Source organism: Albidovulum sediminis (genome assembly GCF_025380365.1).
GTDB classification, from domain to species: domain Bacteria; phylum Pseudomonadota; class Alphaproteobacteria; order Rhodobacterales; family Rhodobacteraceae; genus Albidovulum; species Albidovulum sediminis.
Genome location: NZ_JAOCQF010000001.1, coordinates 1009658 through 1027823 on the forward strand (window position 1 = coordinate 1009658; position 18166 = coordinate 1027823).

The 18166-nt window shown below is 68.9% G+C and carries 18 protein-coding genes and 1 pseudogene; 8 read left to right on the plus strand and 11 right to left on the minus strand.

What is annotated here, in order from left to right; all coding sequences use genetic code 11:
* Nucleotides 1-10 precede the first annotated feature (10 nt).
* Genes N5I32_RS04965 through N5I32_RS04980 form a run of 4 tightly spaced genes read left to right on the plus strand, consistent with a single transcriptional unit; the run spans nucleotide 11 to nucleotide 3990 of the window.
* A complete protein-coding gene (locus tag N5I32_RS04965; protein ID WP_261494288.1) occupies nucleotides 11-148 on the plus strand; it encodes a hypothetical protein in 138 nt (45 codons plus the stop codon).
* Complete coding sequence (locus N5I32_RS04970) at nucleotides 135-1706, plus strand: hypothetical protein (RefSeq protein WP_261494289.1); 1572 nt, start codon at nucleotides 135-137, stop codon at nucleotides 1704-1706. Before N5I32_RS04965 ends, N5I32_RS04970 begins: the two co-directional genes overlap by 14 nt.
* Nucleotides 1707-1710: 4 nt before the next feature.
* Nucleotides 1711-2637 (plus strand): site-specific tyrosine recombinase XerD, encoded by a 927-nt coding sequence (locus N5I32_RS04975; RefSeq protein WP_261495934.1) that lies wholly within the window; start codon nucleotides 1711-1713, stop codon nucleotides 2635-2637.
* Nucleotides 2638-2685: 48 nt separating this feature from the next.
* Nucleotides 2686-3990 (plus strand): HlyC/CorC family transporter, encoded by a 1305-nt coding sequence (locus N5I32_RS04980; protein WP_261494291.1) that lies wholly within the window; start codon nucleotides 2686-2688, stop codon nucleotides 3988-3990.
* 68 nt (nucleotides 3991-4058) lie between these two features.
* Here the strand turns inward: N5I32_RS04980 and N5I32_RS04985 are convergent, their stop codons facing one another.
* Nucleotides 4059-5621: a helicase HerA-like domain-containing protein gene (locus N5I32_RS04985; RefSeq protein ID WP_439648177.1), complete on the minus strand. Its 1563-nt coding sequence runs from the start codon at nucleotides 5619-5621 to the stop codon at nucleotides 4059-4061.
* A 427-nt stretch (nucleotides 5622-6048) separates the two neighbouring features.
* On the opposite strand from N5I32_RS04985, the gene N5I32_RS04990 reads away from it, so the two are divergent.
* A complete protein-coding gene (locus N5I32_RS04990) occupies nucleotides 6049-6687 on the plus strand; it encodes an invasion associated locus B family protein (protein ID WP_261494292.1) in 639 nt (212 codons plus the stop codon).
* 57 nt (nucleotides 6688-6744) lie between these two features.
* Here the strand turns inward: N5I32_RS04990 and N5I32_RS04995 are convergent, their stop codons facing one another.
* Genes N5I32_RS04995 through N5I32_RS05010 form a run of 4 tightly spaced genes read right to left on the minus strand, consistent with a single transcriptional unit; the run spans nucleotide 6745 to nucleotide 10995 of the window.
* Nucleotides 6745-7944 (minus strand): beta-ketoacyl-[acyl-carrier-protein] synthase family protein, encoded by a 1200-nt coding sequence (locus N5I32_RS04995; RefSeq protein ID WP_261494293.1) that lies wholly within the window; start codon nucleotides 7942-7944, stop codon nucleotides 6745-6747.
* Entirely contained in the window at nucleotides 7941-8207 is a 267-nt protein-coding gene (locus N5I32_RS05000) for an acyl carrier protein (RefSeq protein WP_261494294.1), read from the minus strand. Before N5I32_RS05000 ends, N5I32_RS04995 begins: the two co-directional genes overlap by 4 nt.
* Complete coding sequence (gene lpxD / locus N5I32_RS05005) at nucleotides 8197-9348, minus strand: UDP-3-O-(3-hydroxymyristoyl)glucosamine N-acyltransferase (protein ID WP_261494295.1); 1152 nt, start codon at nucleotides 9346-9348, stop codon at nucleotides 8197-8199. The genes N5I32_RS05000 and lpxD overlap by 11 nt, the downstream gene beginning before the upstream one ends.
* A gap of 33 nt (nucleotides 9349-9381) precedes the next feature.
* Nucleotides 9382-10995, minus strand: a complete 1614-nt coding sequence (locus tag N5I32_RS05010) for a L,D-transpeptidase family protein (RefSeq protein WP_261494296.1) — start codon at nucleotides 10993-10995, stop codon at nucleotides 9382-9384.
* A 309-nt stretch (nucleotides 10996-11304) separates the two neighbouring features.
* Between N5I32_RS05010 and mepK the strand changes: the two genes are divergently transcribed.
* Nucleotides 11305-11874 (plus strand): peptidoglycan L,D-endopeptidase MepK, encoded by a 570-nt coding sequence (gene mepK, locus N5I32_RS05015; protein ID WP_261494297.1) that lies wholly within the window; start codon nucleotides 11305-11307, stop codon nucleotides 11872-11874.
* 113 nt (nucleotides 11875-11987) lie between these two features.
* Here the strand turns inward: mepK and N5I32_RS05020 are convergent, their stop codons facing one another.
* Complete coding sequence (locus tag N5I32_RS05020; protein ID WP_261494298.1) at nucleotides 11988-12914, minus strand: LysR family transcriptional regulator; 927 nt, start codon at nucleotides 12912-12914, stop codon at nucleotides 11988-11990.
* A gap of 98 nt (nucleotides 12915-13012) precedes the next feature.
* On the opposite strand from N5I32_RS05020, the gene N5I32_RS05025 reads away from it, so the two are divergent.
* Nucleotides 13013-13660, plus strand: coding sequence for a sulfotransferase family protein (locus N5I32_RS05025; protein ID WP_261494299.1), 648 nt, complete (start codon nucleotides 13013-13015; stop codon nucleotides 13658-13660).
* Nucleotides 13661-13865: 205 nt separating this feature from the next.
* On the opposite strand, the pseudogene N5I32_RS05030 reads toward N5I32_RS05025, so the two are convergent.
* Both N5I32_RS05030 and N5I32_RS05035 read right to left on the minus strand, forming a co-directional pair.
* Nucleotides 13866-13961 (minus strand): annotated as a pseudogene (locus N5I32_RS05030) (IS5/IS1182 family transposase); the annotation flags it as partial.
* Nucleotides 13962-13985: 24 nt separating this feature from the next.
* A complete protein-coding gene (locus N5I32_RS05035; RefSeq protein ID WP_261494301.1) occupies nucleotides 13986-14927 on the minus strand; it encodes a LysR family transcriptional regulator in 942 nt (313 codons plus the stop codon).
* A gap of 144 nt (nucleotides 14928-15071) precedes the next feature.
* Between N5I32_RS05035 and N5I32_RS05040 the strand changes: the two genes are divergently transcribed.
* On the plus strand, nucleotides 15072-15347 hold the full coding sequence (locus N5I32_RS05040) for a DUF4242 domain-containing protein (protein ID WP_261494302.1): 276 nt from the start codon (nucleotides 15072-15074) through the stop codon (nucleotides 15345-15347).
* Between the two features lie 178 nt (nucleotides 15348-15525).
* Here N5I32_RS05040 and N5I32_RS05045 read toward each other — a convergent pair whose 3' ends face one another.
* The 3 genes from N5I32_RS05045 to N5I32_RS05055 form a co-directional block, all read right to left on the minus strand.
* Nucleotides 15526-16731, minus strand: a complete 1206-nt coding sequence (locus N5I32_RS05045) for a cytochrome-c peroxidase (protein ID WP_261494303.1) — start codon at nucleotides 16729-16731, stop codon at nucleotides 15526-15528.
* Nucleotides 16732-16740: 9 nt separating this feature from the next.
* Entirely contained in the window at nucleotides 16741-17184 is a 444-nt protein-coding gene (locus N5I32_RS05050; RefSeq protein ID WP_261494304.1) for a FixH family protein, read from the minus strand.
* 127 nt (nucleotides 17185-17311) lie between these two features.
* The gene (locus tag N5I32_RS05055) at nucleotides 17312-18028 is read right to left on the minus strand and encodes a DUF3703 domain-containing protein (RefSeq protein WP_261494305.1); all 717 of its coding nucleotides are present in this window, start codon (nucleotides 18026-18028) and stop codon (nucleotides 17312-17314) included.
* Between the last annotated feature and the right edge of the window lie 138 nt (nucleotides 18029-18166).

An 18166-nucleotide genomic window follows, 5' to 3' on the forward strand; every position in this document is an offset into this window, starting at 1 on the left:
GGCAGGACGCATGATACGGATACTGAAGGTGCTGGCGACGTTGACGGTGCTCGGTTTTGCCGGGCTCGTGGGCTACGCCTATCTCGGCGACATGTCGCCCGCACGGCAGGACATCCGTGAACCGGTCGAACTGAATGTGGGCGGATAGGCTGGCCCGCGGCCCGGTTTTGGCGGGGCTGCTAACGGGGCTGCTGGCGGGGCTTTTGCCGGCCGCGGCCGGTGCGGAGGCGCCGCTTTCGGCGATCGACTGGCTGTCGCGCACGGTGCAGACGCCCGGCCCCGGCCCCGGCGAGATCGCGGCCGCCGGAGAGGCGCCGGTGGCGGCGGGTGCGGCACCCGCGCAGATCGTCACCACCGTCATCGATGGGCCCAACCCCGACGCCATCGGCCTGCTGCCCGTCGCGACGACGGGGCTGCCGCGCACGCTCTGGGGCACCAGCACCAGCGAGGATCTGGCCCGGCTTCTGCGAGAGGAGCGGATCGACACCCTGCCGGCGATCCAGGGGCTTCTCTATGCGCTCCTGCTGGCCGAACTGGATCCGCCCGCGGATTCGGACGGCCGCGGCCTTGTCTACCTGGCCCGCATCGACCGGCTCTTGGACCTCGGCGCGCTCGACCCGGCGCTGTCGATGCTGGAGGGTCCGGCGATCCAGGCGCCGGAGCCGTTCCGCCGCTGGTTCGACGTTGCGCTCCTGACCGGGCAGGAGGACCGCGCCTGCGAGGTGATGCGGGAAACGCCCGAGATCGCCCCCACCTTCCCCGCCCGTGTCTTCTGCCTGGCGCGCGGCGGCGACTGGAACGCGGCGGCGCTGTCGCTCAGGACCGGCGAGGCGCTGGGCTATGTCACGCCCGAGATGGGCGAGTTGCTGGCCCGCTTCCTCGACCCCGAGCTTTACGAGGGCGAGCCGCCGATCCCGGTGCCGCAACGCCCCTCGCCGCTGGTGCTGCGCCTGATGGAGGCGATCGGGGAACCGATGCAGACGACGACGCTGCCGGTCGCCTTCGCGCAATCCGACCTGCGCTCCAACGCGGGCTGGAAGACGCGGCTCGAGGCGGCCGAACGGCTGGCGCGCACCGGCGCGATCGAGGCCAACCGGCTGCTCGGCCTTTACACCGAACGGCAGGCCGCCGCCTCGGGCGGGGTCTGGGACCGGGTCGAGGCGGTGCAGCGGTTCGACACCGCGATCTCCGCGCAGGACCCCGTCGCGGTCGCCGCCGCTCTGCCCGAAGTCTGGCGCCATATGGAGCGGAGCGAGCTTGAGGTGCCCTTCGCCACGCTCTTCGGGGCCGACCTGTCGCAGCTGCCGCTGACCGGGGCGGCGGGCGCCCTGGCCTTCCGGATCGGGCTCCTCTCGCCCGACTACGAACGCATTGCCCGCGACCGCACGCCGCTTGGCGGGATCGAGCCCTTCCTGATCGGCATCGCCCGCGGCGACCTCGACGGCATCACCCCACCCGATCCGGTCGCGGGCGCGGTCAAGGCCGCGTTTTCCCGCGGCGCGCGCCTGAGCGAAAGCTATGCCCGCCTGGTTGCCGAGAACCGCCTGGGCGAGGCGCTGCTGATCGCCATCGGCGATATCACCGACGGCGCGCGGGGCGACCTGCGCGACGTCACCGCGGGGCTTTACCTGCTGCGCCATGTCGGGCTTGAATCGGTGGCGCGGCGGGCCGGGCTGGAACTCCTTCTCCTCGAACGGCGCGGCTGAGGCGATGGAGCGTCGCATCTCCGCTTTCCTCGAAGCGCAGGCGGCCGAGGGCGGCGCCGCGCGCAACACCCTTCTCGCCTACGGGCGCGACCTGCGCGACTTCGCCGGCTGGCTGGCGCACCGCGGGCTCGACTTCGAGCGCGCCGGACAGGGCGACATCGAATCCTACCTCGTCTCCTGCGACGCGCAGGGCCTGTCGAAGGCCACGCGCGCACGCCGCCTGTCGGCGATCCGGCAACTTTACCGCTTCGCGTACGAGGACGGCTGGCGCACCGACAACCCGGCGATCCGCCTCTCCGGCCCCGGCCGCGACCGGCGCCTGCCCGGCACGCTGACCACCGCGGAGGTCGACGCGCTGCTGGCCACCGCCGCCGGCCATGGCCGCACCGGGGCGGAGCGTCTGCGCAACGCCTGCCTGCTCGAGGTGCTCTATGCGACCGGGATGCGGGTGAGCGAACTGGTCGCGCTCCCCGTCGCCGCCGCGCGCGGCGACCCGCGCATGCTGCTGGTCCGCGGCAAGGGCGGGAAGGAACGGATGGTCCCGCTCTCCGCCCCCGCCCGCGCGGCGCTGTCCGCCTGGCTCGGGCACCGCGACGCCGAGGAAGAGGCGGCCCGGATCGCTCGGCGCGCCCAACCCTCGCGCCACCTCTTCCCCTCCGCAGGCGCCGCCGGGCACCTGACGCGGCAGGCGTTCCACGCGCTCCTCAAGGACATCGCGGTGCGCGCCGGCATCCCGCCCGCCCGCGTCTCGCCGCACAAGCTGCGCCACGCCTTCGCGACGCATCTTCTGGCCGGCGGCGCGGACCTGCGCACGATCCAGACGCTTCTGGGCCATGCCGACGTGTCAACCACGGAAATCTATACCCATGTCCTCGACGAACGGCTGAGGGCGCTGGTGCTTGACCATCACCCGCTGGCGCGGGACGCTTGAACCGGACCGGGCGGCATCCCATAAAGGACCGGTCACACAGGAAAATCCATGGAACCCGTATCCCCCTTCGACACCGCCTTCTGGCTCACGACCGGCGGTATCGCCGTCCTTCTGATGCTATCGGCCTTCTTCTCCGGCTCGGAGACCGCGCTGACGGCGGCCTCGCGCGGGAAGCTTCGGGCGCAGGCCGACCGCGGCAGCAAGGGCGCAGCGGTCGCCCTCCGGGTGACCGAGGACAACGAGCGGCTGATCGGCGCGGTGCTCTTGGGCAACAACGTCGTCAACATCCTGTCGGCCTCGCTCGCCACCGCGCTGCTGACGCGCATCTTCGGCGACAGCGGCGTGGCGCTGGCGACGCTGGTGATGACCGCGCTCGTCCTCATCTTCTCCGAGGTGCTGCCCAAGACCTGGGCGATCACCATGCCCGAGACCGCCGCCTCGATCGTCGCCCGCCCGATCCGCATGGTGGTGATCCTGCTCTCTCCGGTCGTCTCGATGATCCGCCTGCTGGTGCGGCTGATGCTGATGGCCTTCGGCGTGCGCACCGACCCCGACAGCCACATCCTGTCGCTGCGCGAGGAGATCGCGGGTGCCCTCGCGCTCGGCCATTCCGAAGGCGCGGTGCAGAAGGAGGACCGCGACCGGCTTCTGGGCGCGCTCGACCTCTCCGACCGCACGGTGGAGGAGGTAATGCGCCACCGCTCCAAGATCGAGATGATCGACCTTGACGCCGCCCCCGACGCGATCCTGTCGGCCGTCCTCGCCTCGCCGCATTCGCGCCTGCCGCTCTACCGGGGGGAGCGCGACAACGTGCTGGGCGTGATCCACGCCAAGGATCTCCTGCGCGCGGTCGACAAGACCCTGCGCGGCGGCGACGGCACCCTCGTCGCGCTGAAGGACCTCGACATCCTGGCGGTGGCGATGAAGCCCTATTTCGTCCCCGAAACCACGCCGCTGGACGAACAGATGCGCGAATTCCTCAAGCGACGCAGCCACTTCGCCCTTGTCGTGGACGAATATGGCGAACTGCGCGGCCTGATCACGCTCGAAGACATCCTCGAGGAGATCGTCGGCCAGATCGCCGACGAATTCGACATCGACGCCGAACACCCGATCAAGGCGGCCGAGAACGGCGAGGTGGCGGTGGACGGCGCGATGACGATCCGCGACCTCAACCGCGCGATGGACTGGTCGCTCCCGGACGAGGAGGCCAACACCATCGCCGGCCTCGTCATCCACGAGGCGCAGATGATCCCGACCGAGGGGCAGGTGTTTTCGTTCCACGGCTTCCGCTTCGAGGTGGCAAGCCGCAAGGAAAACCGCATCACCCGGCTGAAGATCCGCCCGCTTTAGCGCCCGGACCGGCGGGCGGGCGCGGAAAACCCCGCCTGCCCCCCTAGCCGGCCCCCACAGCCTGCCTCTCAGCGTGACTTGAAAAGCGAGCCGAGGATGCCGCGCACGATCGCCTGGCCGGTTTTCGTGCCCAGTTGGCGCGCGACGCTCTTGCCGAAGGTTTCGATCACGGAATCCGACTGCCGGGAGCTGCGTCGGCGGGTGGTCGAACGGCCCGTCGTGCGGTCGTCGTAGCGCCGGTCCTCGCGCGCGCGGCGCTCCTCCTCGCGCTCCTCCCGCTTCAGCCGCTCTTCCTCCGCCTCGGCCTCCGCGGCCGCCTTCGCCGCCGCCTCGGCCCGCGCCGACAGCCGCTCGAAGGCTGACTCCCGGTCGATCATGCGGTCGTATTTCGCCGAGAACCCGGAGGAGGCGATGACGCCGCGCCGTTCGTCCGTGGTGATCGGGCCAAGCTGGCTGGCCGGCGGACGCACCAGCGTGCGCTCCACCATGCCCGGCACGCCCTTGGCCTGCAGGAACGAGGTCACCGCCTCGCCCACGCCGACCTCCTTGATCGCGGTCTCGGTGTCGAAGGCGGGATTGGGGCGATAGTTCTGCGCTGCCCGGCGCAGGTCCTGCTGGTCCTTCGCGGTGAAGGCGCGCAGCGCGTGCTGGACCCGGTTGCCAAGCTGGCCCAGCACGTCGTCGGGCACGTCGGCGGGGTTCTGGGTGATGAAGTAGACCCCTACCCCCTTGGAACGGATCAGGCGCGCGACCTGTTCCACCTTGTCCACCAGCGCCTTCGGCGCGTCGTCGAACAGAAGGTGCGCCTCGTCGAAGAAGAAGACGAACTTCGGCTTGTCCGGGTCGCCCACCTCGGGCAGTTCCTCGAAAAGCTCCGACAGGAGCCAGAGGAGGAATGTGGCGTAAAGGCGGGGCGAGGCCATCAGCCGGTCGGCGGCCAGGATGTTGACCTGCCCGCGCCCGTCCGCGCCCACCCGCATCATGTCGGCAAGATCGAGCGCGGGCTCGCCGAAGAACTTCGCCGCCCCCTGGTTTTCCAGCACCAGCAGCGCGCGCTGGATCGCGCCCACGGTCGCCGGGGCGACGTTACCGTAGCGCAGCGCCAGTTCGCCCGCGTTCTCGCCGATCCAGACGAGGATCGCCTGCAGGTCCTTGAGGTCGAGCAGCGCCAGCCCCTCCTCGTCGGCGAGGCGGAAGGCGACGTTCACGACACCCTCCTGCGCCTCGCTGAGGTCGAGAAGCCGCGACAGGAGAAGCGGCCCCATCTCCGACACCGTGGTGCGCACCGGGTGCCCCTGTTCGCCGAAGAGGTCCCAGAAGACCGTGGGGAAGGCTTCGTAGTGCAGGTCGTAGCCGATCGTCGCGCAGCGTTTCTGGAACGCCTCGTGCAGCTTGTGGGTCGCCGACCCCGCGACCGCGATGCCGGCTAGGTCGCCCTTCACGTCGGCCATGAAGACCGGCACGCCGGCCTTGGAAAACCCCTCGGCCAGGACCTGGAGCGTCACCGTCTTGCCCGTCCCGGTCGCCCCGGCGATGAGCCCGTGCCGGTTGGCGTAGCGCAGGAGAAGTTCCTGCGGGACGGCGTGCCCCTCGCCGCCGCCGCCCACGAAAATGCCGCCCTCGGTCAACACAGCGACCCTCCTTCCGAAGCCCCCAGACTGCCCCGACAATACCCGCTTGACCGCATCGTGCCAGCCCGAAACCGCGGCCCGCGATGCTGTCCGGCAGGGCGGTTTCCACGGCTGTAAACTTTTCGATAAGCGTCAAGATTTGCTGTTGACGGATCGGGGCGAAGTTACTAGCGTTCGGCCCAATGACAAAGTCGGCCAGTCCGACAGGGAGCGATGAAATTGGAAAAGGGCCTGCCTGCGGGCCCTTTTCTCGTTTTCTGGGCGCCGCCGCGACCCGCCCCTCTCCGGCCTGTCCGCGCCACCAGGCCCGCCCCTGCGGCTGAGCGGAAAGCCGCCTCTTTTTTCGCAGGTCAGGAAAGCGAAGGCCTGACACCGGACGGCGGGCGTGGTAAGCCGCGCCGAACCCCGAACCAAGCAGGGAAAGACCATGATCCACCTGAGCAGAACGCTGGCCATCGTCGCCGCCATAGGGCTTGCGGCCCCGATCTGGGCGCAGACCGAAGGCACGACCGCGCCCGAAACCACGACCGCGCCCGATCCGGCGGCGGCGACCGAAACCCCGGCACCTTCGGGCGTCTCGGTCAGCGAGCGGCCGGCGGAGGCCGAGGAAGGCATCGACGGCTATCTCGCGTCCGAGCACGGCTCCTGGCAGGTTCGCTGCCTGCAGGCGCAGGACGGCTCCGACCCCTGCCAGATGTACCAGCTCGTCCAGGACGAGAACGGCAACAGCGTGGCCGACATGCTGGTGCTGCTGCCCGCCGAGGGCGAGGACGCCGCCGCCTTCATCCAGATTTCCGCGCCGCTCGCCTCGCTCCTGCCCGCGGGTATCGCGGTCTCGGTCGACGGGGCCGCGCCGAAGCGGCTGCCCTATCTGTGGTGCACGCAGCGCGGCTGCGTCACCCGCGCCCAGCTGACGGCGGCCGAACTTGACGGGCTGAAGAAGGGCAAGGCCTTCAGCGCGGTGATGGTCCCCGCCGTCGCCCCGGACAAGCAGGTGACCGCGTCCTTCTCGCTCGAAGGGTTCACCGCCGCTTTCGACGCGCTGGCCGCGACCGCGCAGAAGTGATCCAGCGTTCCCGGCCCCGCCGGAGCTGACGCCGCCCGCAGGGGCGGCGTCTTGCGTTCAGGCGGCCCTCAGCGCCAGAACGGCGTTGAGGCCGCCGAAGGCGAAGGCGTTCGAGAGTGCCGCGCCCACCTGCGCGCGGCGGGCCTGTCCGCAGACGACATCGAGGGCGCAATCGGGGTCGAGGCTCCGCACCCCGGCGGTCGGCGCGATCACCCCCTGCCCCAGCGCCAGCAGCACCGCCAGCAGTTCGACCGCGCCCGCCGCGCCGATCAGGTGCCCGTGCAGCGACTTGGTCGACGAGACCGGGACGCGGCCGGCATCGGTGCCGAACACCGCGCGGATCGCCGCGCATTCGCTGCGGTCGTTCAGCGGCGTGCCAGTGCCGTGGGCGTTGATGTAGCCGATCTCGGAAGGCGCCAGCCCCGCATCCCCTAGTGCCGCCCGCATGGCGGCGGCCGCGCCCTCGGGATCGGGTGCAACGATGTCGCCCGCGTCGGCGGTCATGCCGAAACCCGCGATCTCGGCCAGGATCGGGGCGCCCCGGGCCAGCGCGCGGTCACGCTCCTCAAGCACGAAGACGGCCGCGCCCTCGCCCATCACCATGCCGTCGCGGCTGGCGCAGAACGGGCGGCAGCCGGTTTCGGACAGAACGCGCAGCCCCTCCCAAGCCTTGATGCCGCCGAAGGTCAGCATCGCCTCGGACCCGCCGGCCAGCATCGCCGGCGCGGCGCCGGCGCGGATGGTCTGGAAGGCGAGGCCGATGGCATGGTTCGAGGCCGCGCAGGCGGTCGAGACGGTGAAGGCCGGCCCCTTCAGCCCGAAGGCCATCGTCAGGTGCGAGGTCGCGGCACTGGCCATCAGGCGGGGCACGGTGAAGGGATGGACCCGCGCCGCACCCTCGGCGAAGACGGCGTGATAGGCGGCCTCGGAGGAGGCGAGCCCGCCGCCCGCGGTGCCAAGGATCACCCCTGCCCCGGGTCCGAGCGCGCCCGGCCCCGCCGCCTGCACCGCCTCGGCCGCGGCCACGAGCGCGAACTGGGCAAACCTGTCGCAGAGCGAGATCTGACGCGGGCTGAGGTGCGGCGCCGGGTCGAACCCCGTGACCGCGGCACCGATCCGCACCGAAAGGCGCCCGGCGCCGGGAAGGTCGAGCGGACCGATGGCGCAGCGCCCCTCTGCCAGGGCCGCAATCGTGTCCGGAACCGTCAACCCCAGCGCGTTCACGGTGCCCGCGCCGGTGATGACCACACGCTTCATGCAGCGGCCGGCCGCGCCCTCAGCGCTGCCACCCCCGCAACGATGCCCGCGACCGTCGAGAGATCGAAGTCCCGCTCCCGTCCCTCGGCTGCGGGCGCGAAGGGGATGGAGATGCCGAAGCGTTCCTCGAGCGCGAAGATCGTCTCGACCAGCCCGAGACTGTCGAGGCCAAGAGCGTCGATTCCGGTCTCCGGCCCGATGGCCGCGGGCGCCACGCCCGACTGGCGCGCCAGGATGGCGATCACCTCGGCCTCAATCGTCATCGCCCTCGTCCCTTCGGCTGCCCTCGCCGCCGCCCTCGCCGCCGCCCTCGCCCCTGGCCTTGTCCGTCCCGAAGACGGCCAGGCGCAGGTCGCGGATCTGCTCGCCCATCCGGGCGAGGCGCCGAACGTGTTTCCAGAGCGAGATCTGCGTGTCCATGCGGATCGCGGGATAGCCCAGCAGCACGCGCCCCTTCGGCGCGTTCGACATGACGCGCGAGCCCGCCCCCACGATGACGTCGTCGCCGACGAAGATGTTGTCGACCACGCCCACCTGTCCGCCCATCACCACGCGGTCGCCGATCTTCACCGATCCGGCGATCCCGGTCTGGCCGCAAAGCAGGCAGTCGCGGCCGACGGTGACGTTGTGGCCAAGATGCACCTGATTGTCGAGTTTCGTGCCCGATCCGATGGAGGTGGCGCGGATGGTGCCGCGGTCGACGGTCGCGGTGGCGCCGATCTCCACGTCGTCGCCGATCTCGACCGTGCCGAGCGAATGGATGCGCGTCCAGGACTGCGGCCGGATCTCTCCGCGCTGGCCCAGCGTCTCGCGGATCTCCTCCGCCCCCGACTTCTCGGGCGTGACGAAGGAAAAGCCGTCGGCGCCGATGACCGCGTTCGGATGGCAGATGAAGCGGTCGCCGATCGTCACGCGCGGGCCGATCCAGGCGCCGGGCAGGATCAGCGCGTCATCGCCGATCCGCGTCTCGGCCTCGACCGAGACATGCGCGGCGATGCGGGCGCGGGCGCCGATGCGGGCCCCCCGGCCGATTTGGACGAAGGGGCCGATCGCCGCGCCCTCGCCGATCTCGGCCGTCGGGTCGATGACGGCCAGCGGATGGATGCCGGGCGCGATCTCCGGCCCGGGGTCGAGGGCGCGGGTGATCCCGGCCATGGCGTAGCGCGGGCGCGGCACGAAAAGCGCGGCTTTCAGCCCCAGCGCCTGCCAGTCCGCACCGTCCCAGAGCACCGCCGCCAGCGCCTCGCCCTTGGCGAGGCCGGCGGCATATTTCGGGTCCATCGCCAGCGCCAGGTCGGCGGGCCCCGCCATCGCCGGTTCGGCCGCGCCCGCGATGCGCAGCGTGGCGTCGCCCTCCAGCCGGGCCCCCAGGGCCGCGGCGATGTCAGCAAGCGAATGGCTCATGCGTCCGATGTCCTCCGGGCCTCTGTCCCGGATTTATCCCTGAACCTCGGCCAGTTCCAGACCGGCCTCCCGCATCGCCTCGAAAATCCGGCCGTCGCGCCCGTAGACGTCGCGGCGATAGTCGATCCGGCCCTTGGCCGAGGGCCAGGCCGTGAAATAGACGAGGTGCACCGGCACCGGACGGTCCAGCGGCAGGGTCGATTCACGCCCCGTCTGCAGGTAGGACTTGAACAGCCCGACCGGGTCGTCGCTCTGCCGCGCCAGCAGCGTATAGGCGAAGTCGAACGGACTGCCGAGCCGGATGCAGCCGTGGCTGAAGGCCCGCACCTCGCGCTTGAAAAGCGACTTCGAGGGCGTGTCGTGCAGGTAGATGTTGTAGGGGTTCGGGAACATGAACTTCACCAACCCCAGCGCGTTGTCGCCCGAAGGCGGCTGCGACATGGCAAAGGGGAAGTTGCCGGGGGTGAACTGGGTAAAGTCCACCGTCTCGCGATCCACAGGCCGGCCGCGGCGGTCGGTGATGCGCAGGTGGCGGACCGAATTCGGGTCCTTCTGCAGCATCGGCAAATATTCCTTCGTCGCGATCGAGCGCGGGACGTTCCAGGTCGGGTTGATGACCATGAACTCCATCTGGTCGGAGAACTCGGGGCTGCGGCGGTCGCCCTGGTTCATGCCGACCACCGTCACCGTCTCGAACGTCACCTTGCCGTCGTCGACGATCTTGGCGGTGAAGTCGGGCAGGTTCACCCAGATATGGCGCTGGCCAAGCGGGATGCCGTTCATCCAGCGCAACCGCTCCATCGCGACGAGGACCGATTTCAGCCGCTCGACGGGGGTCCGGTTCAGCTCCTCCACCGTGCCTTCGCCGACGACTCCGTCGGCCTCCATCCCGTTGTCTAGCTGGAAGCGCTGGACCGCCTTCTGCAGGGCGCCGTCATAGGTCTGAGAGGCGGAGGCGCGCAGGTAGCCAAGCGCCACCAGCTTGTCGCGCAGCGCCGCGACCTGGGCTCCCTCGGCGCCGGGTTCCAGCTTGCCGATGCGCAGCGCCGGCCCCCATCCGCCCGCGGCCGCCGCGCGCTCAAGGTCCAGCCGCGCCTTCATAAGCTGCGCATATTGCGGCACCTGCGGCGGCAGGGCGCGGAAAAACCCGTGCGGCTCGGCCGACAGGAACTGTTCGAGCATCGCGCGCAGGTCACGCTCCGGCACCGCCCGCACGAGGCCCGGATCGACCGATGCGGGCTTGATGAACCCGGTCTGCACGTCATGAGCATAGGCCAGGAAGGCGCGCGACAGCGCCACCTCCAGCCGGCCGCGCTGGCGTTCCGAGGTCATCCGCGCGAAGGCCTCGCGCAACTGGTCGGCCCCGTATTTCGATACCGGCAGGCCGTGGTCGCCGGCATGGTCAAGCGCGATGAACAGCGCCGCGCGCCGTGCCGCATCCGCCGCCGATGTCCAGACCGGCGCATAGTCGTGGTCGCGGTAAAAGCCCGCAAGAACAGGATCGTCGCCCGCCGCCTCGGCCACCGACTGGCGGAACGGAGAGATTTCCGCCCCCGCCCGCAAGGGCATGATCGACAGAAGGCCGAGAAGCACGACAAGGATGATGCGCGGGCACAAGGCGGCGTGCCGGTGAAGACGTGCGGTCATGAAAACCCTCGAACCCTTCCTGAGCAATGACACGCAGTCTGTTTGATTTCCGCACCCAAGTCCATGACGGCGCCACGCCGCCTGCGCCCGGTTGTCGCGCAATTGCAACGGTTTGGAATTAAGCTGATCTCCGCCTCGCGCAAACGTGATGATCGGCAAAATCCTGCCGAAGGATGAATCATTTCAGCGCCTGCAACAAAAGCGCGATTGGCGCGTGACTCATTCCATGCCATAAAGTGCGCGCACTTGGGGAAGTGAACGCAATACAAGCTGCCGTAAAGGCGGCGAACTGCTTGGGGACAGGCGCACATGGACTCAGCTGGATCTTCCGGTTTCACCCGTCGCGGACTGCTTGCGGCCTTTGCCGCCACGGCGGTCGTTGCGGCCCCGACCTACGCCAACGCCTTCGGATTTCTCAAGGGCGCGGGCGATGTCCGCCGCATCCGCATGTATTCAGGCCGCACCGGCGAAAGCCTTGACCTGATCTACTGGATCGAAGGCGACTACATCCCCGAGGCGCTGGACGAGATCAACCATTTCATGCGCGACTGGCGCAGCGACGATGTCAAGCGGATCGACCCGCGCACCATCGACATCGCCGCCGCCTCTCACCGCCTTCTCGACGTGTCGGAACCCTACATGCTGCTGTCCGGCTACCGCTCGCCGGCGACGAACGCGATGCTGCGGTCGAAGTCGCGCGGGGTCGCGCGCAATTCGCTGCACATGGTGGGACAGGCGGCGGACCTGCGCCTGCGCTCGCGCTCGGTGTCGCAGATGTATCAGGCGGCCACCGCCTGCAACGCCGGCGGCGTCGGCAAGTACTCCCGCTCCAACTTCGTCCACATGGATTGCGGGCCGATCCGTACCTGGGGCCGGTAGACCCCAACCCCAGCACAAGGACCGCTGCGCAGACCGCCCCCTTCGGGGCGGTTTTCGCTTTGGCGCCTGCTCTCCGGGCGGTTCCGGCGAACGGGCGCCCCGGCCGCGAAGGCTCAGGCCGTCTCGGCCGCACGCTGCTGCTCCAGATAGGTCTTCATCGCAACCCGGCGCATCCAGTCCTGCGCCGGGTCGTTGGAGTACAGGAAGCTCCAGATGAACCTGAGCCGCAGCGGCGGCTGCGCCATCGCGGGCGGCATGGCGCGAAGGCCGAATGCCTCCACGTCCGCATGGACGGCGAGCCGGTTCAGCGTCGCGATCATGTCCGTGCGCGCGAGCAGCGGGGCCACGCCCGAAAAGTGGGGATTGCGCGCGCCGATGACGCGCTTCGCGGCGCCCGACAGATGCGCCGCCTCTGCCGGGCTGCGGCTGGCGTTTCCGGTGATGACCTGAAGGTGCGGCCATCGCGCCGCTTCGTCCGGGCCCCAGTTCGGGATCGCGGGATGGTCGGCACGCAGGAAGGTGGCGCGCGTTTCCTCCGGCACGTCCCGCACTTCGAGGCCGTCAGGAAGGGTCTCGCCGCCAAACACCATCGCCAGGTCGATCTCGCCGGCATCGGTCGCCCGCACCGTTTCCCGCGGCAGCGGCACCCAGTCGAAGCGGGCCCCCGGCGCCTCGGCCTGCGCGCGGGCGATGATGGCGCTGACCAGGCCGGGGAAATCCGGCATCGCCAGGCGGAAGCCCTGCGTGCTGCTTGACGGCTCGAAGCCGATGCGCGGTGCGACAACCCGCCTGATCTCGCGCAGGATGGGCCGCACGTCGTCGATCAACCCGAGGGCGAAGGGGCCGGGCTCCATCCTGTCGCCGACCCGGACCATGAGCGGATCGCCCAGTTGCTCTCTGAGCCGATTGAGCGCGTGGCTGATCGCCGACGGCGTCCTGTGCAGCTTGTCCGCGGCCCGCGTGACGCTGCGCTCGGACATCAGCACGTCGAAGGTGACGAGCAGGTTCAGGTCGATCCGGTCCAGTTCGATTTCATTCATGGCGGGGGAAATCTCTTCGTTCGACGGGCGGGATTTCCGCGTCCAGCATTGCATCGGATCGGATTGCAAACCTGGCACCGAAAGAGGGGTCACTGGACATGACACTGAAGATCATCGGGTCCGGTTTCGGCCGCAGCGGAACGAAATCGCTGAAGCTCGCACTCGAATCCCTGGGCTTCGGACCCTGCCACCACATGCACGAAGTCATCGCGAGCGAACGGCAGCAGGCGCTCTGGATGGCGGCGATGAGCGGCGCGGAGATCGACTGGGGCGACATCTACGCCGGCTTTTCCCGCCAGGTCGACTGGCCGGGCCTGCACTACTGGCACGAGGCATCCGTCGCCTTTCCCGCCGCCCGGGTGATCCACACCGAACGCGACGAGGAAGACTGGTGGGCGAGCTTTTCGACGACGATCGGCAGGTTTCACACCGTGCTGGACCAGGTGCCGTTGCCGCCAGCGCTGGATGCCTTCTTCCGCGCACTGAGGACGACCATGGTCGATCCGGCTTTCGGCGACCACACCGACAAGGCGTCCGCGATCGCCGCCTACCGGGCACACAACGCCCGCGTCCGCGCGACGATCCCTGCGGGCCGCCTGCTCGTCATGGATGTGCGCCAGGGCTGGGGGCCGCTCTGCGACTTCCTCGGCACGGATGTTCCGGACGCACCCTTCCCGCGCACCAATGCGCGCGCCGAGTTCCGGGACGTCGTGGCAGGGGAGCCGGGCCCTATCGAGGCGGACTGAGCCGGAAGACTGTGCCGAGAGCGAACGAAGAGCAGCACGGGAAGATTGGCGCACCCGACAGGATTCGAACCTGTGACCTCTGCCTTCGGAGGGCAGCGCCACAGCGTTATTTCACCGCTTTTTCCGCAATGATCCCTATCTTGTTCTCATTTTTCGTACGATTCTTGACGCACTTCTTGGGCGCGCCCAAGAAACTCTCGCTAGGTCATGTTGACAAATGGCGGAGCCAGGGGCGGATCGAGGTGATGTCGATGACGCTTAGTAAGCTTTCGGCGGTCTTGTCGTAGCGGGTGGCGTCGCGGCATCTGCATGTCCTCTCGCGAGATCAATTCTGTCGGACGCCGGGCGGGTCTTGCCTGACCCATCGTTCGATCTCGCACGCGGTGGTGCCGGAGGCATCACGAAGCCAGGCCAGAAAGCGCGCCACCTGCGGCCGCTTTCCTGCCCCTTCGCGCAGCGCGAGCCGGTAAGGGTACGGTGCGCGGATGTGCTGCGCTGCCGGAAACGGAAGCTCCACCGTTCCCGCCGCGAGGTCCTCCAGCAGGAACGACAGGCCGCAGACGAGAAAACCCACGTTGGTGCGCACCGCCGTCAGGGCCAGCCGTGCGTTGGGATAGGTCACGCCCCGGTCCGCGCCCCTTTCACGCTGGCCGAACCTCCGGCACCACGCGACCCAACCCGGCACCTCATCCCTGTCGCGTTGGGCCTTGAGGTGAAGCAGCGGCATCCCCTCCATCAGGAGTGCAGGAATGCCATCCGCGATCCGGCGCGTGTTGTCAGGGCCGGTGACCGGCAGGAAGACATCGCTGTAAAGCGGCTCACCGGGGCCGTCATCGCAGGTCACGCGGAGATCCGGTGATCCCAGACGCAGCGGCACGTCACCTTCGCCGTTGATGCAGAACCGGATGTTCGGATGTTCGGTGCGGAATGCCGCGATGCGCGGTTGCAGCCACAGTTCGGCCCAGTCCGGATCCGCAACGATGTGGATCTCGCTTTCCCGCTGCAGGTCAAGCGTCAGCGTGGCGCGCTCCAGCGCCTCGAAGGCCAGGGTCAGATCGGCGATCGCGGCGTCCAGCTCCGGCGCGGCCTTCAGCCCTGCGGGCCCCCGTTCCAGCAGAACCGTGCCGAGCCGATCCTCGATCGCCCGAATCCGTTGGCCGACCGCCGCCGGCGTGATCCCCAGACGCTCGGCCGCGGCCTTCAGCGACCCGGTGCGCAGCGCCATCTCCAGCGCCTGCAGGGATTTCAGATGCGTCAGTGGCGCCATCTCAGGCCCCCCGGGGCACATCCCCGATCCGCGCAAGGGTAAAGCCTGGCTTTAGCAGCCTCAAGAAAAATGAAGTTGGGCTTTCGCGCCCGGAGGGGCATGCTTCGAGCGTCCGGACTTCACCAGCCCAGAGGGAGTCATCCGATGAAACGCTTCATGATCGAACGCAACATCCCGGGGATCGGGGATTTTTCGCTGACCGAGCTCTGCGGCGCCGCACGCGCCTCCAACCAGGCGCTGGCCAGCATCGGGCCGTCCATCCAGTGGCAGCATTCCTATGTCGCCGCCAACAAGACCTTCTGCATCTACCTTGCCGAAAGCGAGGGCGACATCCGCCGCCACGCGGAACTGAGCGGCATCCCGATCACCAGCATCACCGAGGTTCCGCAGATCATCGATCCGTTGACCGCCAACAACTGATCCACCGAGCGGGCTGGTACAGCTGGGTTTTCGATCTTCGTGGGGCGGAGGTCGCCAGGTTTCATATTCCGCCGCTGCCCCACCATGCCGCCCCCCAGGCCGCCGACCTGCCCCGGTACTTTCCGACTATGCCGTCGCCGATGGTATCTCGCCTCGCGCCATGGCGGCGAAGACCAATTCATTGAATTGGGTCCAGCGACGCGAGAAAGGCCCCGAGATACCGTCTCTGCGTCTCATCGAGGTTGAGCGGCCGGAGTTCACTTAGGCCTTCAGGCGCGCGCTGCGCGGCGCTGTAGTGGACGATCACCTGGTCGAGAGTCTCGATCTGGCCTGCATGCATGTAGGGTGAGCGGCTTGCGACCCCCCTGAGTGAAGGCGTCTTGAATGCCCTCAGCATCTCTTCGCCGGCGGGTGCCATGAACCGAAGCTCCGTACAGTCCACGGGGTTGGCATCGCTGTAGGGCCCGAGACAGTTGAACGGGTCGTCGAGGACCTGAGCCGAGCCGGCCACCCGGCCACGATCGTCCGGAAGGCCGGCGACGGCAGGTACACCGGTGTTGTGAAAGTGGTTGTCGGTCAGGAGCGGCCCGTTGTGGCAGTTGATGCATCCGGCCTCGCCGATGAACAACCGGAGGCCGGCGATTTCGTCCTCTGTCAGCAGTCCCGGCTTGGGAAACGCAGCCGATGCGATCCATGCGTCGAAGCGGGTTTCCGGCGGCAGGATCGTCCGTTCATAGGCGGCGATCGCCTTGCCGATGTTGGCGAAGACGTCGTTGACGGCAAGCTGGTCAGCCCCATCCATGGAACCCCACGCCGCAGCGGCGATCGGATCGGAAACCGGGCCGGCGTGTGGCGGCAGCGTATCGAGCCGAGGAAGCGGCCCGAATACTTCCGTGTAGGCCTCCGCATGGTGCGCCGACACGACATGCGCATATTGCGTGCGGTCGCCGCCGTGTTCCACGGCGCTTTCCAGCGGGCCGAGGGCCTGCGCCCAGAGGCTGTCCTTGCGCCCGTCCCAGAACAGGAACGGACTGTACGCCATGCCAGCAATCGGCATCGCGCGGCGGTTGGTCCGGCCCACGCCCAGCGACAGGGCACGATCGTCCTGAAACTGGCGATCGGGCTGGTGGCAGGTGGCGCAGGCCACCTGCCCGTTCGAACTGAAGCGCGTGTCGAAAAAGAACGCCTTGCCCAGCCGCACCGCGCGCGGGTCGTCGGCCACGCGGTTGGAGGGATCAGCCGGCAACGGCGGCAGTTCGTCGAGCGAAAGGGAGCGGACGACAGCGAGTTCCTCTTCGTTCCAGGCAACCGGGTCGGTGGCACCGATGGCCAAGACAATGGCGCCGACTGCAACAACCGGCAGGGCGTGGAGCGTGCGGCGCATGGCAGGGCCTCACAGAATGAAGTTGAAGGTGATCGCGTCCGTGCCGGACGGGCCGTCGATGGTCAGGTCGATCTCCCACCAGCCGCGCATGTTGAACTTCATGCCCTCGATCAGGAATCGCCCCTCCCCGAGGGTCTGCGTCACGGCTGGCGCGGTCGGCAACCCGTGGCCGTGCTGGGGCATGCCGCCGCTGATCGCGATGCGGGCGCTCTCCACCGGCCTTCCGCGCTTGTCGGTCAGGCCGAGCGTCCAGGCGTGCATCTTCCCGAGACGAACGGACGGGTCCACGGGGGCGATCTCGACGGTATAGAGGCTTGCGTCGGTGGACCGCCGCAACGCGAGGTCGAGGTCGTCGGGGATGGTCTGTGAGAAGAGGCCCGCCGAGAGGGCCGAGGCGGAAAGCGCGAAAGGAATGCCGAGCAGGAGGCCTCGGCGGGTGAGGTGGGTTTGCATGTGCGTGACTCCGGTGAGGGTGAAGGTGCGTCGGGAGATACCGACGGCGCGCAGGCGATGCTTGAACGCATCGGCTGATCTTTGCGAAAGGCGGTGACCGCCCCGGCGGGCAACCAGGGGCCGCGGGTCAGGCCCCGTTCGGCCGATGTTCGGCATGCTGGCGCCGGATGGGCGCCTGCCCGGTGGCGGCAAGAGTTTTCGCGAGGTCTTCCGGCACCGGCATCGGTTTCAGCGGGCTGACGTTCGCGCCACCGGTGTTGCCGATCGGAACCAGGCCGACGGCGGTCTTCGTGGCGGCGCCCGCGATGCGCAGGACCTGTCCAGCCACCTCTTTCGCGTCACGCTGGCGCAGCCCCCAGCGCAGCATGTGCCAGTGGACGCGGACATCCGAAGCCATCGGTACGGTTTCCGCCAACCTGTCGGAGATGGCCTTTCCCAATGTCACCAGCGTCTGCTCGTCAGGACGATGGTCAGCCCAGATGCAGGTCAGGCCGAATGCGAGGTCGGCAAAAGGTTCCGGGTCGGAACGAAGAAACCGACGCCCAGCCAGTTTGCGCAGGAGCGCGGCGCCCAGCCGGCTTTCGGGCTCGACGAAGAGGATCACGTTGCGGCCCACCGCCTGATAGACATGTGACACGTCGGGCCCGATCAGCACGGCCGGACCGCTGGCAGATTCCGTTCCGATGCGGAACGTGAACTCGCCACCCGCCGAGAGGGTGAACTGCAGGGCGTGATGGGCATGTGGCTGGGTGCTGTGCCGTGCCGTCGGTGCGCGCGGCACTTCGAACGCCCAGAGACTGGCGCCCTCCCAAAGCACGATGCGGCCGCGGCCCAGTGGTTTCATGCCGCATGCTAGCATGCCCTGACGCAGCGGCATATGTGGGGGTTCCCCGCGCTCGCGGGATCGTCGTTCGCCCGCACGGCGATCCGGCACGGCGCCGGCGCGCTCGCGATCCTTCTGTTCATGCTGGCCCTGTGATCT

Excerpts from the sequence above, each read along its gene's own strand:
- N5I32_RS04965 (WP_261494288.1), top strand. The coding sequence starts at position 11 with ATGATACGGATACTGAAGGTGCTGGCGACGTTGACGGTGCTCGGTTTT.
- N5I32_RS04970 (WP_261494289.1), top strand. The coding sequence starts at position 135 with ATGTGGGCGGATAGGCTGGCCCGCGGCCCGGTTTTGGCGGGGCTGCTA.
- N5I32_RS04975 (WP_261495934.1), top strand. The coding sequence starts at position 1,711 with ATGGAGCGTCGCATCTCCGCTTTCCTCGAAGCGCAGGCGGCCGAGGGC.
- N5I32_RS04980 (WP_261494291.1), top strand. The coding sequence starts at position 2,686 with ATGGAACCCGTATCCCCCTTCGACACCGCCTTCTGGCTCACGACCGGC.
- N5I32_RS04990 (WP_261494292.1), top strand. The coding sequence starts at position 6,049 with ATGATCCACCTGAGCAGAACGCTGGCCATCGTCGCCGCCATAGGGCTT.
- N5I32_RS04995 (WP_261494293.1), bottom strand. The coding sequence starts at position 7,944 with ATGAAGCGTGTGGTCATCACCGGCGCGGGCACCGTGAACGCGCTGGGG.
- N5I32_RS05000 (WP_261494294.1), bottom strand. The coding sequence starts at position 8,207 with ATGACGATTGAGGCCGAGGTGATCGCCATCCTGGCGCGCCAGTCGGGC.
- lpxD (WP_261494295.1), bottom strand. The coding sequence starts at position 9,348 with ATGAGCCATTCGCTTGCTGACATCGCCGCGGCCCTGGGGGCCCGGCTG.
- N5I32_RS05010 (WP_261494296.1), bottom strand. The coding sequence starts at position 10,995 with ATGACCGCACGTCTTCACCGGCACGCCGCCTTGTGCCCGCGCATCATC.
- mepK (WP_261494297.1), top strand. The coding sequence starts at position 11,305 with ATGGACTCAGCTGGATCTTCCGGTTTCACCCGTCGCGGACTGCTTGCG.
- N5I32_RS05020 (WP_261494298.1), bottom strand. The coding sequence starts at position 12,914 with ATGAATGAAATCGAACTGGACCGGATCGACCTGAACCTGCTCGTCACC.
- N5I32_RS05025 (WP_261494299.1), top strand. The coding sequence starts at position 13,013 with ATGACACTGAAGATCATCGGGTCCGGTTTCGGCCGCAGCGGAACGAAA.
- N5I32_RS05035 (WP_261494301.1), bottom strand. The coding sequence starts at position 14,927 with ATGGCGCCACTGACGCATCTGAAATCCCTGCAGGCGCTGGAGATGGCG.
- N5I32_RS05040 (WP_261494302.1), top strand. The coding sequence starts at position 15,072 with ATGAAACGCTTCATGATCGAACGCAACATCCCGGGGATCGGGGATTTT.
- N5I32_RS05045 (WP_261494303.1), bottom strand. The coding sequence starts at position 16,731 with ATGCGCCGCACGCTCCACGCCCTGCCGGTTGTTGCAGTCGGCGCCATT.
- N5I32_RS05050 (WP_261494304.1), bottom strand. The coding sequence starts at position 17,184 with ATGCAAACCCACCTCACCCGCCGAGGCCTCCTGCTCGGCATTCCTTTC.
- N5I32_RS05055 (WP_261494305.1), bottom strand. The coding sequence starts at position 18,028 with ATGAAACCACTGGGCCGCGGCCGCATCGTGCTTTGGGAGGGCGCCAGT.